The sequence below is a fragment of the Rhizobium sp. BK008 genome (assembly GCF_014197345.1).
Taxonomy (GTDB): Bacteria; Pseudomonadota; Alphaproteobacteria; order Rhizobiales; family Rhizobiaceae; genus Rhizobium; species Rhizobium anhuiense.
In genome coordinates this window covers 104,780-121,618 of the sequence record NZ_JACIFK010000009.1, presented here as the reverse complement: position 1 = coordinate 121,618, position 16,839 = coordinate 104,780, and the positions used below count along the sequence as shown (strand labels likewise).

Annotated in this window: 17 protein-coding genes; 11 read left to right on the top strand and 6 right to left on the bottom strand. The window is 62.7% G+C overall.

Annotated elements, in window-relative coordinates:
- The first annotated feature begins 44 nt into the window (after window positions 1–44).
- Window positions 45–1,067 (top strand): helix-turn-helix transcriptional regulator, encoded by a 1,023-nt coding sequence (locus FHT69_RS28345; protein WP_168333261.1) that lies wholly within the window; start codon window positions 45–47, stop codon window positions 1,065–1,067.
- Window positions 1,068–1,088: 21 nt separating this feature from the next.
- On the opposite strand, the gene FHT69_RS28340 is transcribed toward FHT69_RS28345, so the two are convergent.
- From FHT69_RS28340 to FHT69_RS28330, 3 genes are read right to left on the bottom strand one after another with little or no spacing between them, the layout of a single operon-like run.
- On the bottom strand, window positions 1,089–2,249 hold the full coding sequence (locus FHT69_RS28340; protein WP_183906273.1) for a M20 aminoacylase family protein: 1,161 nt from the start codon (window positions 2,247–2,249) through the stop codon (window positions 1,089–1,091).
- Complete coding sequence (locus FHT69_RS28335; RefSeq protein WP_132574881.1) at window positions 2,246–3,493, bottom strand: Zn-dependent hydrolase; 1,248 nt, start codon at window positions 3,491–3,493, stop codon at window positions 2,246–2,248. The genes FHT69_RS28340 and FHT69_RS28335 overlap by 4 nt, the downstream gene beginning before the upstream one ends.
- Complete coding sequence (locus FHT69_RS28330) at window positions 3,490–4,701, bottom strand: diaminopropionate ammonia-lyase (protein ID WP_132574883.1); 1,212 nt, start codon at window positions 4,699–4,701, stop codon at window positions 3,490–3,492. Before FHT69_RS28330 ends, FHT69_RS28335 begins: the two co-directional genes overlap by 4 nt.
- A gap of 104 nt (window positions 4,702–4,805) precedes the next feature.
- On the opposite strand from FHT69_RS28330, the gene FHT69_RS28325 reads away from it, so the two are divergent.
- Complete coding sequence (locus FHT69_RS28325) at window positions 4,806–5,288, top strand: Lrp/AsnC family transcriptional regulator (protein WP_047616969.1); 483 nt, start codon at window positions 4,806–4,808, stop codon at window positions 5,286–5,288.
- A 40-nt stretch (window positions 5,289–5,328) separates the two neighbouring features.
- On the opposite strand, the gene FHT69_RS28320 is transcribed toward FHT69_RS28325, so the two are convergent.
- A complete protein-coding gene (locus FHT69_RS28320; protein WP_132574885.1) occupies window positions 5,329–6,663 on the bottom strand; it encodes an aspartate aminotransferase family protein in 1,335 nt (444 codons plus the stop codon).
- A 139-nt stretch (window positions 6,664–6,802) separates the two neighbouring features.
- Here FHT69_RS28320 and FHT69_RS28315 point away from each other — a divergent pair, with 139 nt between their 5' ends.
- A complete protein-coding gene (locus tag FHT69_RS28315; RefSeq protein ID WP_132574887.1) occupies window positions 6,803–7,351 on the top strand; it encodes a cupin domain-containing protein in 549 nt (182 codons plus the stop codon).
- Here FHT69_RS28315 and FHT69_RS28310 read toward each other — a convergent pair.
- Both FHT69_RS28310 and FHT69_RS28305 read right to left on the bottom strand, forming a co-directional pair.
- A complete protein-coding gene (locus FHT69_RS28310) occupies window positions 7,348–8,169 on the bottom strand; it encodes a pyrroline-5-carboxylate reductase (RefSeq protein WP_210304364.1) in 822 nt (273 codons plus the stop codon). The genes FHT69_RS28315 and FHT69_RS28310 overlap by 4 nt on opposite strands.
- The gene (locus FHT69_RS28305; protein WP_047616841.1) at window positions 8,135–8,854 is read right to left on the bottom strand and encodes a GntR family transcriptional regulator; all 720 of its coding nucleotides are present in this window, start codon (window positions 8,852–8,854) and stop codon (window positions 8,135–8,137) included. Before FHT69_RS28305 ends, FHT69_RS28310 begins: the two co-directional genes overlap by 35 nt.
- A gap of 199 nt (window positions 8,855–9,053) precedes the next feature.
- Between FHT69_RS28305 and FHT69_RS28300 the strand changes: the two genes are divergently transcribed.
- The 8 genes from FHT69_RS28300 to FHT69_RS28265 all read left to right on the top strand — a co-directional run bounded on the left by FHT69_RS28300 (window position 9,054) and on the right by FHT69_RS28265 (window position 16,839).
- Entirely contained in the window at window positions 9,054–9,887 is an 834-nt protein-coding gene (locus tag FHT69_RS28300) for a substrate-binding periplasmic protein (protein WP_047616966.1), read from the top strand.
- Window positions 9,888–9,949: 62 nt separating this feature from the next.
- The gene (locus FHT69_RS28295; RefSeq protein WP_132574891.1) at window positions 9,950–10,732 is read left to right on the top strand and encodes an amino acid ABC transporter ATP-binding protein; all 783 of its coding nucleotides are present in this window, start codon (window positions 9,950–9,952) and stop codon (window positions 10,730–10,732) included.
- A gap of 12 nt (window positions 10,733–10,744) precedes the next feature.
- The gene (locus FHT69_RS28290; protein ID WP_132574893.1) at window positions 10,745–11,407 is read left to right on the top strand and encodes an amino acid ABC transporter permease; all 663 of its coding nucleotides are present in this window, start codon (window positions 10,745–10,747) and stop codon (window positions 11,405–11,407) included.
- Window positions 11,408–11,416: 9 nt separating this feature from the next.
- The gene (locus FHT69_RS28285) at window positions 11,417–12,082 is read left to right on the top strand and encodes an amino acid ABC transporter permease (RefSeq protein ID WP_132574895.1); all 666 of its coding nucleotides are present in this window, start codon (window positions 11,417–11,419) and stop codon (window positions 12,080–12,082) included.
- 29 nt (window positions 12,083–12,111) lie between these two features.
- A complete protein-coding gene (gene dapA, locus FHT69_RS28280) occupies window positions 12,112–12,990 on the top strand; it encodes a 4-hydroxy-tetrahydrodipicolinate synthase (RefSeq protein ID WP_132574897.1) in 879 nt (292 codons plus the stop codon).
- Between the two features lie 42 nt (window positions 12,991–13,032).
- Window positions 13,033–14,283 carry an FAD-binding oxidoreductase gene (locus FHT69_RS28275; protein WP_132574899.1) on the top strand — a complete coding sequence of 417 codons (1,251 nt, stop codon included), beginning with the start codon at window positions 13,033–13,035 and terminating at the stop codon, window positions 14,281–14,283.
- 34 nt (window positions 14,284–14,317) lie between these two features.
- Complete coding sequence (locus tag FHT69_RS28270) at window positions 14,318–15,808, top strand: aldehyde dehydrogenase family protein (protein WP_132574969.1); 1,491 nt, start codon at window positions 14,318–14,320, stop codon at window positions 15,806–15,808.
- Entirely contained in the window at window positions 15,805–16,839 is a 1,035-nt protein-coding gene (locus FHT69_RS28265) for a proline racemase family protein (protein WP_063474108.1), read from the top strand. The genes FHT69_RS28270 and FHT69_RS28265 overlap by 4 nt, the downstream gene beginning before the upstream one ends.

The window sequence follows — 16,839 nt, the reverse complement described above, 5'->3', positions numbered from 1 at the left end:
ACAAATCCAGTGTCGCTTGTGCGCCTCGTCTTTCGAGGTCCAGAATGTCCATTAGTTCTCAAACATATAACAATGCCGGCCTCACCCGGCAGCTGGCAATGCAGAGCATGTCGTTTCGGGAGACGGCGCATAGCGGAACAGACCCGGACGCGCTTTCGGAAGTATTGTCGACGCCAAACTCCCCGATCAAAGTTGTGGCGGAAGGCAATATGCCCATAGCGTACCGCTGCAATTTCGTGTCCGTGGGAGACGAGGTGACCGTAGCCGACTGCACCTACGAAGGCACGATCCTGATCAGGCGGGAGGCGACCAGCGACAGGATGATCGTTTTTCTGCCGATGGAGGGAAACGCGTTCTTCGACGGCATGCGGGAGCAAATATACTCGGTCCCCGCGCGTGGTACGATCCTTGAGGCAGGTCGTGCCGCAGGCGCCCGCCTGTTTGGGCCTCGCCGTCATTTCGGCCTGTTCGTCGATCAGGCGAAGATCATCAGCCACCTCACGCAGATGTTCGAACGAACGATCAGCGGCGACATCGATTTTCATCCTCACATCGATCTGACGACCGGTCCGGGGCTTGTATTGCAGCAACTTGTCTCGAACCTCCATCGCGGGCTCAGCGGCAACGGACCGCTGCAACGGTCGCCGCTGGCCGCCGGCTCGCTCTGCGACGCCGCAATCTATCTGCTTCTGGAGGCCTGTCCCAATCGCTATTCGAACGAGCTTGCGCTCCCTGCACCGACACCGGCCCCACGCCATGTGAAGTGGGCGATCGACTTCATGCACGAACACATCGCCGAGCCGATTTCGCTCAACGACATCGCGATTGCAGCCAAGGTCAGCGTTCGGACTTTGCAACAGGGTTTCCGGCAGTTCAGGGATACGACCCCGATGGCCTACCTGCAGGAACTTCGGATGGTTGCCGCCCATCGCGATTTGCTCGAATCCGACGCCAGGCAGGGCATTGCGGACATCGCGCTGAGATGGGGCTTCACGCATCTGGGGCGATTTGCAGCCGAATACAGGAAGCGCTTCGGCCAGTTGCCGTCTCAGACCTTGAAGCGCTGAGCGCTCACCCGGTCTCACAGATCAGCCTGTGTGGAGCCGTCGACGAACAATCCCTGCGTGAAAGTTTGCTCCATGCGAGAGGCCGGCGTCGTTGAAGTCATAGGTCGGGTTATGGAGCGGCGGCGAGTGCACGCCATTGCCCAGGAATACGAAACAGCCCGGCACGCGCGAGAGGAACTGCGCGAAGTCTTCGGATCCGGTCATCGGCTTACTCGCGATGGCGACGTTCGAAACACCGTAGAGATCACGTGCCACGGTCAGGGCTTCCTCCGTCAAGACAGGGTCGTTCATGAGAGGCACGAATTCCCTGGTGTAGATCACATCGGCCTTGACGTTGTAGGTCATGGCCGTGCCCTCGGCGATCAGGCGCATCTGCTTCTCGATCGTCTCGCTGATCTCCGAACGGAAGCTGCGGGCATCGCCCAGAATGCGAGCGAGGCCGGGGAGCGCATTCCTCGTGCCGTCGGTGATCAGTTCCGTGACGGACACGACGCCGATATCGGCCGGATCCAGCCGCCTGGAGACGATGGTCTGCAGATTGGTCACGAGCGCACATGCCGCGACGAGCACCTCGTTGCCCCAGTGCGGCCTTGCGGCATGGCCGCCGATGCCCGTCAGCGTAATCTCGAAATTGTCCTCGGCCGACATGATCGCGTCAGGGCGCGTTTGGAAGCTGCCGACGCCGATCCCCGGCAGGTTGTGGATGCCGTAGATCTCGTCGAAGGGAAATCTTTCGAAGAGCCCGTCGGCGATCATCGCCAGCGCCCCCTTGCCCCATTCTTCGGCCGGTTGGAAGATGAAGCGCACGGTGCCGTCGAAGCCGCCTTCACCAGCCAGGATCTTTGCGGCGCCGAGCAGCATCGTGGTGTGGCCGTCGTGACCGCAGGCATGCATGACGCCCGGGTTTTGAGATCGGTGCGGGACGGTCGTCTGTTCGCTGATCCTGAGTGCATCCATGTCGGCGCGCAGCGCGATGGCGCGGTTGCCGCTGCCGCGCTTCAGCGTTGCGACGACTCCTGTGCCGCCGACGCCCTCGACGATCTCGTCGAATCCGAATTCCCGCAGCTTTGCGGCGACGAAGGCGGAGGTCCGCTGCTCCTCGAAGCCGAATTCGGGGTACGTGTGAAGATTGTGTCTCCACGCCGTCATCTCTGCATGTAAAGCGTCCTTGTCGGTGGTCATGCCGGCAATCCTTCCGTGGCAAGCCGGCGAACGACATCGAGCAGGATGTTTGCGCCTGCGACGAGATCCTCGTCGTCGGTATATTCCTTCGGATTATGGCTGATACCGCCGATGCTTGGCACGAAGATCATCGCCGACGGGGCGATCCCGGCGATCATCTGCGCATCGTGGCCGGCACCGGAGGTCATCCGCCGGCAGGCGAGGCCCCGTTCCCGCGCCGCCTCTTCGATCAGCCTCACGATGTTCTGATCGAACTTGACTGGTTCGAACCGGGCAAGCCTCTCCACCGATACGCCGACCTGCTCCTCGGCCGATAGCCTGTCCAGGAACGTCGCGAGCGCGGCTTCCTCTTCTCTCAACCGTTCTTCGTCCGGGTCACGGAGATCGACCGTGAACGTCGCCCGCGACGGGATCACGTTGATGACATCCGGTTCGAACCGCATGCAGCCGACCGTGGCGACCGTCGGCGTGTTCGATGCCTGCGCCCGGTCACGCAGGAAGGTCACGACCCGTGCGGCCGCATGACCCGCGTCGCGGCGCATGGAGATCGGTGTCGTTCCCGCGTGATTGGCGTCTCCCGTGATAACAACTTTCTGCCAGGAGATGCCTTGCAGATGTTCCACGGCACCGAGGCGAATGCCCTCGCGCTCAAGCACCGGCCCTTGCTCGATGTGGAGTTCGATATAGGCATGCGGCCTAGGGAATCCTGGTTGACGCTCGCCGGCATAGCCGATCCGCTCGAGTTCGTCGCCGAGGATCGTTCCATCGGTGCCGATGGTGGCAAGCGCCGTATCGACATCCAGGCCGCCGGCATAGACCAGCGACCCCATCATATCGGGCGTGTAGCGCACGCCTTCCTCGTTGGTGAAGGCCGCGACGACAATCGGACGAGACGGCGTCAAGCCTTCTGCCCTCAGCGTTTCGATCACTTCAAGCCCGGAAAGCGTGCCGTAGCAGCCGTCGTAAATGCCGGCACCGATGACCGTGTCGATATGCGAGCCTAGCATGAGGGGTGCGTTGTCGGTCACGCTATCGGGCTTCCAGATGCCGAAGATATTGCCGATGCGATCGACGGCGACTTGAAGTCCCGCGCCCTCGATCCAGGCGACGAACCGGTCGCGGCCGAGTTTCTCCGTATCGGAGGCCGCCAGCCGGATCAGTCGGCCGTCGGCATCCCGGCCGATCTCGCCGAGCGTCCGGATCCGGCCGAGGAGACGCGCGGCATCGATCGATTGTCCGGTCATGTCAGGGCTCCTTTACGGTTCCTGGCGGCGACTGCTGCGGGCGACAGTCCGACGATCTCTTGATATTTGCCGGGATCGGTTGCGCCTTCGGTATTCACCACGAAGATACGGGAGCGGCCGTCGATCGAGAGCGCTGCCCTGAGCGCCGGGTCGGCGACGGCCTTGATGGCGCCTGCGAGGCCGACACCGCCGCTTTCGCCGGCAACGACGGCGGGGTCGCCGGAGACCGGGTTGGCAAGACGCTTCATGATGTCGGTCGCATCCGCCTCATCCACCGTCATGAAGGCGTCGGCGGCGCGGGCAAGAATCCGCCATGCGACAAGGGAGGGTTCGTAGCATTCGAGCATCGCCATGACGGTCGGTTCGCCATGGGCGACCGTCACCGGACGCCCGGCCCGCGCCGTCTCGAACAGGCATGCCGCGCGGGCGGGATCGACTACCGTAAAGACCGGACGATTTTTGCCGAACTCGATGGCCAGATGGCCGGCGACCGCTGCGGCAATTCCCCCGACGCCGGACTGGATAAACACATGAGTCGGCGGTTCCTGCATCTGTCGGAGCGCTTCCCTGACAAGGGCGGTATAGCCTTGCATCACCAGACCGGGGATCCGCTCATAGCCCGGCCAGGACGTATCCGAAACGATGATCCAGCCGTTCGCCTCGGCCACGCGGGCCGCTTCGCGGACGGCGTCGTCATAGGTTCCCTCGACGCGGATCATCTCCGCGCCGAAGCGGGCGATGGCGGCGATGCGTTCGCCGCTGACGCCTGCGTGGACGAAGATTGCGGCGCGCGCACCGACCAACTGCGCACCCTGGGCAACCGAACGGCCATGATTGCCATCGGTCGCACAGGCGACCGTCATCGTCTGCGCAATGGCGCGAACCTCGGACGAATGCAGCTCCGCCATATCGACGACGCGGCCAAGCTGCTGCTCGGCCTGTTTGAGGACGAGGCGGATCACCGCATAGGCTCCCCCGAGCGCCTTGAAACTTCCAAGCCCGAGGCGGTGGCCTTCGTCCTTGACGTGGATTGCGGCGACGCCGATTTCGCTCGCCAATCCGGGCAAAGCCACGAGCGGCGTTACCGCATGGTCCTTCCGGAAAGCCAGGTGGCGTTCCACCTCCACGGCGGCGGAGGCGTCGAGCGTTTTCTCATCTCTCGGGTCAAGTGCCAGACGATAGTCTGCCGTGCTGTTCAAAAGAAACATCGCGCACCTTTATGTGGGTTTCGTTGAACTCTATTGCAGCGAACACGAAAAAGGCGCTGATATTTGGCCGTTCATTTGCAATTTTGTTTCATTGGAGCATCGGTTTGCGCAACCCCGTTCATCCGCCGCATCTCGACGATTTCGACCGGAAAATCCTCGCCATTCTTCAGCGGGACAATATGACCCCGCAGCGAACGATCGGCGATGCGGTGAACCTTTCCGCACCGGCCGTTCAGCGTCGGATCAAGCGAATGCGGGAGGAGGGCGTCATCCGGGCGGATGTCTCGGTCGTCGAGCCGGACGCGGTCGGACAATCCATCACGATCTTCGTCGAAGTGGAGGTCATCAGCGAAACCGCCGAGCAGATCGAGCAGGCAAAGCGTGAATTCACGGCCGCGGCCGAGATCCAGCAATGCTACTACGTCACCGGCGAAGCGGATTTCATCCTGGTCATCATCGTGCCGTCGATGGCCGACTACGAGGCTCTGACGCGCAGGCTCTTCTTCGGCAACAACAACGTCAAACGCTTCCGGACCTTCGTCGCAATGGATCGGGTCAAGGTCGGGCTTGGGGTGCCGGTGGGATAGCAGGATGCGGCGGCCCGTTTGCCGCCGCATCGGGAGAAGGTCATGCGGCGCGCTTCAACGCATCGCTGAGCGTCGAGACGATCGTGTCGATCTGAGCCTTCTCGATGATCAGCGGCGGCGAGAGGGCGATGATGTCGCCGGTCACGCGGATCAGCAGGCCCTTGTTGAAGCAGTCGACGAAGACGTCGTAGGCGCGGGTTCCTGGCGCCGCGGCTCTCGGCGCCAATTCCACCGCGCCGACCAGGCCGAGATTGCGGATGTCCACCACGTTGGGCGAGCCTCTCAGCGAATGGAGAGCTTCCTGCCAGTATTCGGCGAGATCGGACGCGCGGGTCAGCAGGCCCTCTTCCTCGTAGATCTCGAGCGTCGCGAGCCCGGCTGCGCAGGCGACCGGATGGCCGGAATAGGTGTAGCCGTGGAAGAGTTCGATCGCATTATCAGGTCCGACCATCAGGCCGTCATAGACCTTGCGGCTGGCAAAGACCGCCCCCATCGGGATCGTGCCGTTGGTGATGCCCTTTGCCGTGGTGATCAGGTCGGGCACGACGCCGAAATAGTCGGTCGCGAAAGGAGCGCCCAGACGCCCGAAGCCGGTGATGACCTCGTCGAAGATTAGTAGGATTCCGTGCTTGTCGGCAGTCGCGCGCAGCTTTTCCAGATAACCCTTCGCAGGCAGGACCACGCCCGCCGATCCCGACATCGGCTCGACGATGACGGCGGCGATGGTTTCGGCGCCGTGCAGTTGCACCAGCCGCTCGAGATCATCCGCCAGTTCGACGCCATGAGCGGGAAGGCCCTTCGAAAACGCGTTGCGCTCAATGTCGAGCGTATGGCGCATATGGTCGGCCGGTATTTGCGGGAAAACCCGGCGATTGTTGACCAGGCCGCCGACGGAAATGCCGCCGAAGCCGACGCCGTGATAGCCCTTTTCGCGCCCGATGATCCGCGTGCGGGTGCCCTGGCCGATGGCGCGCTGGTAGGCGATGGCGATCTTCAGCGCCGTATCGACCGATTCCGAACCCGAGCCGGTGAAGAACACCCTGTCGAGCTTGGCTTTCGGACCACCCGGCGCATTCGCGGCCAGTTTCGCGGCGAAGTCGAAGGCGATCGGATGCCCCATCTGAAAGGTCGGCGCATAGTCCAGCGTTGCAAGCTGCCGCTCGACCGCTTGCGCGATCTTCTTTCGGCCGTGGCCGGCATTGCAGCACCAGAGGCCGGCCGTGCCGTCAAGCACCTGATGTCCATCGACGTCGGTGTAGTACATGCCCTCTGCAGCCGCGAGAAGCCGCGGCGTCGCCTTGAACTGCCGGTTCGCGGTGAACGGCATCCAGAAATTGTCGAGTACGGGCGCGTTCGTCTTGTTGAGCTGGTCCATCCTGGCCTCCTTGGAATGCGCCGAGAATGGCGATTTCTCCTTTTCAAACAAGTCCTTTTCTTCGCCGATATAACCCATTGAAATATAACAGGTGAAGGGATACATTTTCGATATTCTGAACAAGACAAACGAACACATCATGTCCGTCGATATCGGCAACCGCCTTCGCCATCTCCGCATCGCCCATAAGCTTTCCCAGCGCGAGCTCGCCAAACGCACCGGCGTTCCCAATTCGACGATCTCGCTGATCGAATCGAACGCCTCCAATCCGTCGGTCGGGGCCTTGAAGCGGATTCTCGACGGCATTCCCATCGGTCTGGCGGAATTCTTCGCCTTCGAGCCCGAACGTCCAAAGAAGGCTTTTTATGCGGCCGAGGAACTGGTGGAGATCGGCAAGGGTGCCATCTCCTACAGGCAGGTTGGGGAAAACCTGTTCGGACGCAGCCTGCAAATCCTCAAGGAATGCTACCAGCCGGGCGCCGACACCGGAAAGGTTCCGCTTGTTCACGAGGGGGAGGAGGGCGGGATCGTGCTCTCGGGAAGGCTCGAGGTCACGGTCGACGACGAGCGGCGCATCCTTGGACCGGGTGACGCCTACTATTTCGAAAGCAGGCGCCCGCACCGTTTCCGCTGCGTCGGGCCCGTGCCCTGCGAGGTTATCAGCGCCTGCACGCCGCCGACTTTTTAGTTCCTGCCCTCGATGCGGGCAAGCACGCCGTCGAGTGCGGCGGTCAGAGCGGCAAGGCCGCCCTTCTTCTCGAAGTCGGAAAAAACCTGCTCGTTCAGTCCGCCCTTGGTCGCGAATTCGCGGCTCAGCGCGCTGAACGGTTCGTTGCCGGGCCTGTTCGCTTTCTGCGCGAGGCTTGCAAAGAGCTGGGCGATATAGGCCTGTCCCTTCGCCTTTTCGAGGCCGCTTCTTTCCAGCCAGACCGCAACCTGCTCCATGATGCCGAAATAGGTCGACATCATTGCGCTCGCTGCCGCGAGAAGATCGTATTCCTTCCTCGACTGGCATTGGACAGCCGTTCCGAGCATATCGAAAAGCGCTGCGACGGCGGTATCTGGCGGATAGATGGCGGTGACGCCTTGCCGGCCGGCGACGAAGGGCAGGGGGATCGCCTGCACGAGGTGCACGTCGGCGCCGATCCATTCGGAGAGGGCCTGGCGCTCCGTCGCCGCAACGAGGCTGACGACCATCTGGCCATCCCTGAACGACAGCGCGCGCACGACCTCCTCGGCGACCTGCGGCCGTATCGCCAGGAACACCATGTCGCTGCGATCGACGACGTCCTGGTTGTCCTTGGCAATTCTGACGGCGGCGAATTCGTCGGCGAGCGTCGCGGCGATGTGAGCGCTTCGTGGAGAGACGTGAATCTCGGAGGCATAGGCCGGTTCTGCGAGAAGCCCGCGAACCATCGCTTCGGTAATCGCGCCGGTGCCGACGAATCCAATAGGCTTGACTGTCACGTGATTACTCCGCGGCCCGCAGCGGGCCCAACGCGACATCCGTCGTGTAGTTCTCGCGCATGAAATTGATGAAATTGTCCTGGAACTGGCGGGTATGGGCATGGGCGAGTTCGTCGGCGAGCTCCACGTCCTTGTCCCTGATGGCATTCAGCATGAGTGAGTGCTCGTCGGTCAGGAGGTAGCCCTCGTGGGTCCGCTCCAGATATTCGAAATGCAGGTGGAGCATGCGCTGCCCCTGCGACAGCAGTTTCTCGTAGAACGAGGCCAGATACTGGTTTTTTCCGGCATGGGCGATCGCCATGTGGAATTCCTTGTTAGCTTCCGACATGGCCAGATGATTGCCGGTTTTAACAGCCGCTTCGAACGACTTCAGCCGCTTGGTGATGATCTTCAGGTCGGCCTCGGTCCTCAATGCTGCGGCAAGCCGCGTATTCATGCGCTGCGCGATGTCGAGCGCTTCCACATATTTCGGAAACGTCGCCACTTCGATCGGCGCCACGATCGTGCTTCGGTTCGAAAGCGTCACCACCAGTTCGTCGGCGCCGAGCCGGATCAGGGCCTCGCGGACCGGCGAGCGCGACATGTCGAAACGCTCGGCAAGCGTCATCTCATCGAGAAGCTGACCGGGCGGCAAAGTGAGTGCCAGGATCTCGTTGCGAAGCGTTTCGTAGACGTTCTTCCAGCCGGTCCCGCGGATTCGTTTCACTTCCGATTCATCAGACACTTAGGTCCCTTTCTCTCGACGCGGATGCCATTGGGCCAGAAAAACAGCGTGTCGGCAATGTAATTTTTCCACTTGACTTTGTCGACACGCTGTTGACTTAATATTCTCAGTCGACACGGAGCCGACAAAAAAATAACAGAAACGGCTACAGCCGACGAGTGGAACCGCGCGCTTCGCGCACAGCAAAAGAGGAATGCCGATGCTTTCGAAGTTGATGACGTCCGCCTTGCGGGCGCTGCCCGCGCTCGCCCTGATGGGAGGCCTTTCCGCAACCGCCGCACGGGCTGAGACCGCCGAGGGATATTGGCAGGGCGTGCAGAAGGCGGGTGTGCTGCGCTGCGGTGCGGCTGTCGCGCCGCCCTATGTCATGCGTGATCCGGCGACCGGCGAATATTCCGGCTTCTTCGCCGATCTGTGCAAGGAATTTGCCGATGTGCTGAAGGTGAAGCCCGAATTCGTCGATACGACCTGGGACAATATCGTCGCCGGCCTGCAGGCGGGCAAATGGGATCTGTCGCTGGCGCTGAACCGGACGCCGACGCGCGCCATGGCGGTGCAGTTCTCGATCCCGGCGATGGAGTACCAGATCTCGCTCGCCTATAACAAAAACAATCCGAAGATTACGGCTGGTGCTGCTTCGGTCACCGATATCGACAAAGCAGGCGTGACGCTCGCCGTCATGTCGGGCACGGCGCAGGACAAGGCCATTTCCGCAGCGGTGAAGAACGCCACGATCATGCGTCTTCCCGGCAATGACGAGACCCGCCTGGCGGTAACCTCGAAGCGTGCCGACATCCTGGTCGACGCCTCCGACACCAACCAGCTCTTCACCCAGTCGAACCCGGATTGGGCGGTGGCGCTCAATCCGACGCCGGCGCTCGCCAAGCAGGGCGTCGCCTTCGGCCTGCCGCACAATCTCTCGGCTGCCGACGTCGAGGTGGTCGATATCTTCCTCGAAGAGAAGGTCGCGACCGGTCACGTCGACGAACTGATCAAGAAGGCGGTCGACGAAGTCCTCAAGGGCGCAAAGTAACCTCGCCGGGCCGGTGCGAAGATCGCGCCGGCCCTCTCCAGCTTCGATCATCGGAGATTGGCATGACCACGTCCTTCAGCCTTCCCCTCGTGAAAATGCAGGCGCTCCACAAAAGCTACGGCAACGGAGCCATTCAGGTGCTGAAAGGCATCGACATCGAAATGAAGCCCGGCGAACGCGTCGTCGTCATCGGTCCCAGCGGCGGCGGCAAGAGCACGCTGCTGAGAGTGATGATGGGGCTCGAGCAGATCGACAGCGGGTCGGTCAATTTCGATGGAAAGCCTTATATTTCTTCCGACGGGGCAGGGAGGAAGACCCAGATCGACACCAATGTCCGCCGTTCGATCGGCATGGTCTTTCAGCATTACACGCTGTTTCCGCATCTCAACGTCCTTCAGAACCTGATCCTCGCTCCCTGCAAAGTGCGTGGAGAAGCCAAGGCGAAGGCCGCGGCCCGCGCTCAGGCGCTGCTCGAGCGGTTCGGGCTCGGCGCCAAGTCCAAGGCCTACCCGGCCCAACTTTCTGGCGGCCAGAAGCAGCGTGTCGCCATCGCCCGCGCACTCATGCTCGACCCGAAGCTGATGCTTTTCGACGAAGTCACGTCGGCCCTCGACCCCGAGCTCATCAGCGAGGTGGAGCAGGTGATCCTGCAACTCGCCGCCCAGGACATGCCGATGATGATCGTCACCCATGACATGTGGTTCGCCAAGAACATCGCCTCCCGCGTGATCTTCTGCGCCGGTGGCGTGGTCGTCGAGGACGGCCCTCCCGAGCAGGTGCTCGGCGCCCCGCGCGAGGAGCGCACCAAGGAATTCATCGACCGCGTCTTCCATATCAAGCAGTAGGGAGGGGCACCCATGAACTACACGTTCGACTTCAACGCGGTTTCGCTGGCGCCGCTTCTGCAGGGGTTGTGGGTTTCGCTGGAACTGACGGCTGCGGCGAATGTCATCGGTATCGTCTTCGGCTTCGCGCTCGCTTTGCTGATCATGAGCCCTTACCGGATCGTCCGGCTGCCGTTCATGCTGTTCGTCGAATTCTTCCGCTGCACGCCGGCCATCGTCCAGATCGTCTGGATATTCTATTGCGTACCGATGCTGTTCGACGTCTTCCTCGACCCGGTGACGATGGGCATCATGGCGCTCGGCCTCAATCTGATGGCGTTCAACGCCGAGGCGTACCGGGCGTCCATCCAGGCGGTGCCGCGCGAACAGCTCGACGCCGGCATCGCGCTCGGCCTCAATCCGCTGCAGCGTGTTCTCCACATCGTCTTCCCGACGGCCTTCCGCGCCTCGATCCCGGTGCTTCTGACCAACGGCATCGTCATCTTCCAGCAGAGCGCGCTGGTTGCGATCGTGGCGATCCAGGACCTGATGTACCAGGGCAAGACGCTGGCCACCGAGACCTATCGCCCGATCGAGACCTTCACCGTCGTCGCTCTCATTTATTTCACCGTGTCCTTCCCGATAACCCAGATCGTCGGCCTGCTCGAACGCCGCCGCCAGATCCTCGTCAGCTAGGAGGCCCGGATGACTCTCGACTTTTCGATCCTGCTGCGTTTCGAAAACGCCCTTCTGCTCGGCCTGTGGATGACGATCAAGCTGACGGTCATCTGCATCGTGCTCGGATGCACCCTCGGCTTTCTCGTCGGCCTGATGAGGACGTCGCGCAACCTCGCGCTTCGCGCGGTCTCGGGCGCCTATGTCGAATTCTTCCGCGGCACGCCGGTGCTTATCCAGCTCTTCTGGATCTTCTTCTGCCTGCCGCTGCTCCTCGGCATCGAGCTCTCGAACCTGGCGTCCGGCGTCATCGCGCTGACGCTCTATATGGGGGCGATCACCAGCGAGACCTTTCGGGCGAGCCTCAAGTCGATCGGCCGGGAGCAACTGGACGCCTGCGTCGCCCTCGGTCTGCCGAAAAGGGCCCAGGTCGTCAACGTCGTGCTGCCGCAGGCGGTGCTGCGCGCAATCCCAACGCTGTTGTCGAACTGCGTCAGCCTCTTCAAGGAGAGCGCCCTGGTCTCGGCCGTCGGCATGGCGGACCTGATGTTCGTCGGCCAGAACATCTCCAACAACACCGCCCGTCCCGTCGAAGTGCTGACGGTCGTCGCCCTCATCTACTTCGTCATCGCCTTCCCACTCACGCGGGCCGTCTCCCTCATAGAGGGGCGCATTCTCAAGAAGCTCGCAATCTAATCAGTCTTTCCCAGGACAGGAGAAATCCCATGAAACTTTCCGGCGTCATGCCCGCGCTCATCACTCCCTTCGACGCGAACAACAGGATCGACTTCAAGGCGCTCGAAAGGCTTCTGACGCATCTGCGCGAGGCAGGCGTCACCGGCTGGGTTCCAAACGGCTCGACCGGAGAGTATTTCAGCCAATCCAGGGAAGAGCGCCGCGACGTGCTGCAGTTCGTCAAGGATTTTGCCAGGCCGGGCGAAATTCTGATCGCCGGCACCAACGCGCCCGCCACCCGCGAGGTGATCGAGCAGACGGCGATGGCGAGGGATATCGGTTATGACACGGTCCTGCTGGCGCCGCCATTTTATACCCGTCCGACACAAACGGAGCTCATCAAGCACTATGAAGCCGTCCTCGGCGCCGTCGATGTGAGCCTCGTCCTCTATTCCTATCCGGCCAAGGATGGTTCGGACATCAGTTTCGAGCTGATGGATCATTTTGCCGATAATCCGCGCGTGATCGGGATCAAGGAAAGCTCGGGCGTGCTGCAGCGCGCGGTCGACATCGCCAGCCGCTATGACGGCAAGATCCAGCTTGTCAGCGGCTCAGACGATATCGCGCTCGACTTCATGTTCTGGGGCGCCGAAAGCTGGATCTGCGGACCGTCGAACTGCATGGCCAAGGCCTGCTGTGACCTCGACCGCACGTTCCGATCCGGCGATCTGGATAAGGCGCGCGAGCAGATGAAAACGCTCTACCGGGCGATGAACATCCTCGAAAGCGGCAAGTTCGTGCAGAAGATCAAGTATGGCTGCGAGCTTCAGGGCTTGCCCGTGGGTATATGCCGCGCGCCGCTCGGCGAACTGACACCGCAGGAAAAGGCCGAATTCAAGGCCGCGATGCAGCCGATCCTCAATTGGTAACAGATCTGGAGCGGCCAAGCCGCGCCAGGGACCACTGAAATTATGAGGTTCGCCGTGTCATCCATCGTGGTCGTCGGCGCCGGCATTATCGGCGTCACCATCGCCTATGAACTCCAGCGCCGCGGGCTTTCCGTGACGCTTGTCGATCGCGACGCGCCGGGCCTCGGCGCTTCCTACGGCAACATGGCAAGTATCGCAGTCACCGAGTTCATGCCGGCCTCGCGGCCCGGCATCTGGGCGCAGATGCCGAAATGGCTGCTCGACCCGGAGGGGCCGGTACGAATCCGGCCTGGCTACCTGCCGAAGCTGGTGCCCTGGTTCCTCAGGTTCCTGGCCGCCAGCCGTCCCTCCAAGCTGAGGGCGCTGGAGGCGGCCGGCGCCGCGCTCTGCGGCCGCGTCTACGACGATCTGGACGCGCTGCTGAAGGAAACCGGCCTGACGCACATGCTGACGGTGGAGGGCTGCCTCAGCCTCTATACCGACGAGGCCGAATTCAAGGCCGATCGCGAGCATATCGAAATCCTGGAACGGTTCGGTTTCAGGTACGAAATTCTCGGCGGCAACGCCATCCGGGATCTCGAGCCTTTTTTGACGACGAAGATCGGCAAGGCGGTGCTCTTTCCCGACAACCGGTCGATCACCGACCCCTACAGGCTTGTCACCGCCCTTGCCGAAAGGTTCGAGGCGCTCGGCGGCAGGACCGTCCGTGGTGAGATCGCCGGCTTAGAGCAGGGCGAGGCCGGTGTTTCCGCTCTCCGGCTGGCGGACGGGCGCAGCCTTACGACCGAGAACGTCGTGCTGGCTGCCGGCGCCTTCACCGCCCGGCTTTCCGCTCTGCTGCGCGAACATATCCCGCTCGAAACCGAGCGCGGCTACCACACGCAGATCATGGAGCCCGGTATCTCGATGCGCCATTCCATCATCTGGCCGGCGCGCGCCTTCATGGTCACGCCGACGGCGGGCGGCATCCGCGTCGGCGGCACGGTCGAGATGGCCGGCCTCGACGCGTCCCCGGATTATCGGCGCGCGAAGATTCTGGTGAAGCGGGCTCAGGAGGCGTTGCCGGATCTGCAGGTCCGGCAGGCGACGGAGTGGATGGGGCATCGCCCGGCGCTGCCTGACACCGTTCCGGTCATGGGTCCATCAGCCAAGCGCCGCAACGTCTGGTACGCAACCGGCCACGGACATCTCGGCCTTACCTATGCGGCCACGACCGGCCGTCTGATGGCCGACCTCATCACCGGCGTTCAGCCGCCCGTGGATATGCAACCCTATCGCGTCGATCGCTTCTGAGAGCGGTGCCGTCGCAAGGAGAAAGGGAGTGAACATGCGAAGCGAACTCTATATCGACGGAAAATGGGTGAAGCCGGTCAAGGGCGGCGCCTGCGAGGTGACCAACCCCGCGACGGAGGAGGTGATCCAGACGATCGGAGCCGCAACAGCCGAAGATGTCGATCTCGCCGTCAAAGCGGCTCGCCGGGCCTTCGACAAGGGCGGCTGGCCGAAGCTGACGGGCGCCCAGCGCGCCGGATATCTTCGCGCGATTGCCAACGGAATCCGCGCCCGTCAGGCCGAGATCGCCCGCCTCGAAGTTCTTGACAACGGCAAGCCGTTTCCGGAGGCCGACTGGGACATCGCCGACGCGGCCGGCTGCTTCGATTTCTATGCGGGTCTGGCCGAACAGCTCGACAACAATCCCGAGGAGGCGATCGCGCTTCCCGACCAGCGCTTCACCTCCAAGGCGGTGCGCGAACCGATCGGCGTGGCCGGCGCCATCATTCCCTGGAACTACCCGCTGCTGATGGCGGCATGGAAGGTTGCCCCCGCACTCGCCGCCGGCTGCACCGTGGTGCTGAAGCCCGCCGAACTGACATCGCTGACGGCGCTCGAACTGGCTGATGTCGCCGATCAAGCCGGGTTGCCTCCAGGTGTCCTCAACATCGTAACCGGCGCCGGATCGGTTGCCGGCCAGGCGATCATCGATCACAAGCAAGTGGATAAACTCGCCTTTACCGGCTCCGGCCCGGTCGGCTCGAAAATCATGGCGGCCGCCGCCCGCGATATCAAGCGCGTCAGCCTGGAGCTCGGCGGCAAGTCGCCCTTCGTCGTCTTCGAGGACGCCGATATCGACAAGGCCGTCGAATGGATCATGTTCGGCATCTTCTGGAACCAGGGTCAGGTCTGCTCGGCGACGTCAAGAGTCCTCGTGCAGGACACCATCTACGAAGGTTTGCTAGCGCGTCTGGTCGAGGAAACCAACAAGATCAAGATCGGCAATGGCCTGGACGAGGGCGTGCTGCTTGGGCCGCTGGTTTCCAAGCGTCAGCACGAGCAGGTCGTCGCGGCGATCGAGGAGGCGCGGCGGGCCGGCGCGACCGTCGCCTGCGGCGGCGTCCGCCCCGAAGGATTCGACAAGGGTCACTACCTCCAGCCGACCGTTCTGACCGACGTTCCGCTCGACAGCGCCGCCTGGGTGGAGGAGATCTTCGGGCCTGTTGTCTGCATCCGGCCGTTCAAGTCAGAAGAGGAGGCGGTCGAACTCGCCAATGATTCCCGCTTCGGTCTGGCGGCCGCCGTCATGTCGAAGGACGACATCCGGGCTGAGCGCGTCGCGGCCGCCTTCCGCGCCGGGATCGTCTGGATCAACTGCTCGCAGCCGACATTCACCGAGGCGCCCTGGGGCGGCTACAAGGAATCCGGCATCGGCCGCGAACTCGGACGCTGGGGTCTCGACAACTATCTCGAGACCAAGCAGATCACCCGCTTCGCCAGCGAGGATTCCTGGGGCTGGTACATCAAGCCGGAGGCGGCCGAATGAACTGGAACCGGACCCTCGATCTGCTGCAGGTCCACTGCCAGGGCGAGATCGGCAAGGTCATTATGTCGGGAGCGCCTGAAATACCCGGCGCCACGATGCTCGACAAAATGGACCACATCAACACGGTCGACGACAGCCTGCGCCGCTTCGTCACCTTCGAGCCACGCGCCAATGTCGCCATGTCGGTGAACCTGCTGGTCGAGCCGACACGCAGCGATGCGGACGCCGGCTTCATCGTCCTCCAGGCCGATCGCGCCCACGCCATGTCCGGCAGCAACTGTATCTGCGTGGTCACCGCACTTCTCGAAAGCGGGCAGGTGGCGATGTCGGAACCGGAGACGATCGTCCGCCTGGATACGCCGGCCGGCCTCATCGTCGCGCGCGCCGCCTGCCGCGACGGCCGCTGCCTGTCCGTCAGCCTCGACAACGTGCCGAGCTTTGCCGAAGCGCTGGACAGGGAGGTGGACACGCCGAAATGGGGCCGCATCAAGATCGACGTCGCCTTCGGCGGCGTCTACTATGCGCTGGTGGATGTCGAGCAGTTCGGCTTCGATATTGCGCCTGCCAATGCGCGGCTGCTGGCGGAAGCCGGCATCGAGCTGAAGTTGCTTCTATCAGGCCAGGTCTCGGTCGCTCATCCTGTCCTCAGCGGTATCGACGAGATCGCCTATGTGATGTTTCGCGGATGCGAAGCCGACGGCGCGGTGCGGACCTGCACGACGCTGCAGCCCGGCCGCGTCGATCGTTCGCCGTGCGGGACCGGCAGCTCGGCGAATCTTGCCGTGCTGCATGCGCGCGGCGAGGTCGCCGTCGGCGACCGCAGGACGTCCCGGTCGATCATCGGCGGTGAGTTTCTCGCGGAGGCGATCGGCGAGACCGAGGTGGGCGGCCGCCGCGCCGTTCTGCCGAGAATAACCGGCCGGGCCTACGTCTATGGCCGGGAGCAGTTGCGTATCTCCGACGACGATCCCTTCGCAGCAGGATTTGCCCTGTCCGACACCTGGGGTCCCCAGGTCGGCCTGCTCGGTTAG